Annotated in this window: 2 protein-coding genes; both read left to right on the forward strand. The window is 64.9% G+C overall.

The window, feature by feature from the left end:
• A partial coding sequence (dnaN, locus tag EOA27_RS31945; protein WP_127258183.1) for a DNA polymerase III subunit beta occupies positions 1 to 906 on the forward strand: 906 nt, incomplete at its 5' end.
• Positions 907 to 1100: 194 nt separating this feature from the next.
• Positions 1101 to 2261 carry a DNA replication/repair protein RecF gene (gene recF / locus EOA27_RS31955; protein ID WP_126079390.1) on the forward strand — a complete coding sequence of 387 codons (1161 nt, stop codon included), beginning with the start codon at positions 1101 to 1103 and terminating at the stop codon, positions 2259 to 2261.
• The last annotated feature ends 181 nt before the right edge of the window (positions 2262 to 2442 follow it).

Consider the following 2442-nt stretch of genomic DNA (forward strand, 5'->3'; position numbering starts at 1 on the left):
CATCTGCTCTACGACATCGTGCGCAAGCTTTCCGATGGCGCAGAGGTGATGCTGAAGACGGACGAGGACGGCAACGCGATGACCGTCACCTCCGGCCGTTCCAGCTTCCGCCTGCAGTGCCTGCCGCAATCCGACTTCCCGGAGCTTTCGGCCGGCTCGTTCTCGCATATCTTCCGGCTGGAATCGGCGGCGCTGAAGGGGCTGATCGACAAGACCCAGTTCGCCATCTCGACCGAGGAAACGCGCTACTACCTCAACGGCATCTACCTGCACGCCGTCGAAGTCGGCGGCAAGCTGAAGCTGCGCTCGGTGGCGACCGACGGACATCGCCTGGCGCGCGCCGAGATCGACGCGCCGGCAGGTTCAGAAGGCATGCCGGGCATCATCATTCCGCGCAAGACGGTGAGCGAGCTGCAGAAGCTGGTCGACGACCCCGATGTCGCGGTGACGACGGAACTGTCTGACACCAAGATCCGCTTCACCATCGGCAGCGTCGTTTTGACATCGAAGCTGATCGACGGCACCTTCCCCGACTACCAGCGCGTGATCCCGACCGGCAACGACAAGAAGCTGATCATCGATCGCCAGAGCTTCGCCGCCGCGGTCGATCGCGTCTCGACCATTTCCTCCGAACGCGGCCGGGCCGTGAAGCTGTCGATCAATGACGGCCAGCTCACGCTCGCGGTCAACAATCCGGATTCGGGCAGTGCCACCGAGGAACTGGCGGCCGACTATTCGTCGGATCCGATCGAGATCGGCTTCAACGCCAAGTACCTGCTCGACGTCGCGGCCCAGCTCACCGGGTCGGAGGCCAAGTTCATGCTGGCCGACGCCGGCTCGCCGACGCTGATCCATGACATGGCCGACGAAACCGCGCTCTATGTGCTGATGCCGATGCGGGTCTAGGTCTCTTTGTCGACGCAATTCCGGACGGAAACCCGCAGTGCACTTTTCCTGGAATTGCGCTTTTGTCTGTCGCAATTCCCGACGGAAAACCGCAGTGCACTTTTCCTGGAATTGCGCTTTTGTCTGTCGCAATTCCGGACGGAAAACCGCAGTGCACTTTTCCTGGAATTGCTTAGCGGACCTGATGTGTCGCCGTGACCGCGGATGCGAAACAGCTTCGGCAGCAAAGCTACATAAGTAAGTTAACGCTTACGAATTTCCGCAACTATGCGGCGCTTTCGCTGGAACTTGCCCCTGGCGCGGTGGTGCTGTCCGGCGACAATGGTGCCGGCAAGACCAATCTCCTGGAAGCGATCTCGTTCCTGACGCCTGGCCGGGGCCTGCGCCGCGCGCCCTATGCGGATGTGGCGCGCGAAGGCGGCGACGGTGGCTTCGCCTTGCATGCGCGCATCGAGGGGCCGGAGGGCCAGGTCGAGATCGGCACCGGCATTTCCGGCGGCGACACCGCCGGCGAAGGCGGCAGGAAGGTGCGGATCAACGGCGCGCCGGCGCGATCGGCCGAGGATATGCTCGAATGGCTGCGGGTCGTCTGGCTGACGCCGGCGATGGACGGCCTGTTTCCCGGGCCGGCGGCGGACCGCCGCCGCTTCCTCGACCGGCTGGTGCTGGCGATCGACCCCGGCCATGGCCAGCGCGCGCTCGACTATGAGAAAGCCATGCGCGGCCGTAACCGCCTGCTTACAGAAGGCTCCCGCGACGACGCCTGGTTCGACGCGATCGAGACGCAGATGGCCGAAACCGGCGTGGCGATCGCCGCGGCGCGGGCCGAGTTGGTGCGGCTGCTTGCCGCCATGATCGACAGATTGCCCGGCAGCGGGCCGTTTCCGCAGGCCGATATCAGCCTCGCCGGCGATCTTGAAAGCGCGCTCGGCAGCGCGCCTGCGGTCGATGTCGAGGAACGCTATCGCGCGGCACTCGCCAATGGCCGGGAGCGCGACCGCGCCGCCGGCCGGACGCTGGACGGCCCGCACCGCTCCGACCTGGTGGTGCGGCATCGGCCCAAGTCGATGCCGGCGGAACTGTGCTCGACCGGCGAGCAGAAGGCGCTGCTGGTCGGCATCGTGCTGTCGCATGCCAGGCTGACCGGCGAGATGTCGGGCCTGACGCCGATCCTGCTGCTGGACGAGATCGCCGCGCATCTCGATGCAGGCCGGCGCGCGGCGCTGTTCTCGATCCTCGAGGAGCTCAACTGCCAAGCCTTCATGACGGGCACGGATGCCGCCCTGTTCTCGAGCCTTGAAGGCCGGGCGCAGTTCCTGACGGTCGATCATGGCAGCGTCGAGCCGACCGGCTAGCCCGTGAAGAAGCTATTTCGGCGCTGTGCCACCAGGCGTTGCCTTGCGTCGTGCGAAACCTTTTCCTCGTCATGTGGACCACAAGGTTTGCCTTGCGCTTACTGACAAGGCTCTGCGCCATCGATAAAGTCCAGCCATGACCGATGCCGCCCTCACTGACGAAGAGCTCGAACGCTACGCC

Origin of the sequence: Mesorhizobium sp. M2A.F.Ca.ET.037.01.1.1, assembly GCF_003998075.1 — a bacterium.
Lineage (GTDB): Bacteria > Pseudomonadota > Alphaproteobacteria > Rhizobiales > Rhizobiaceae > Mesorhizobium.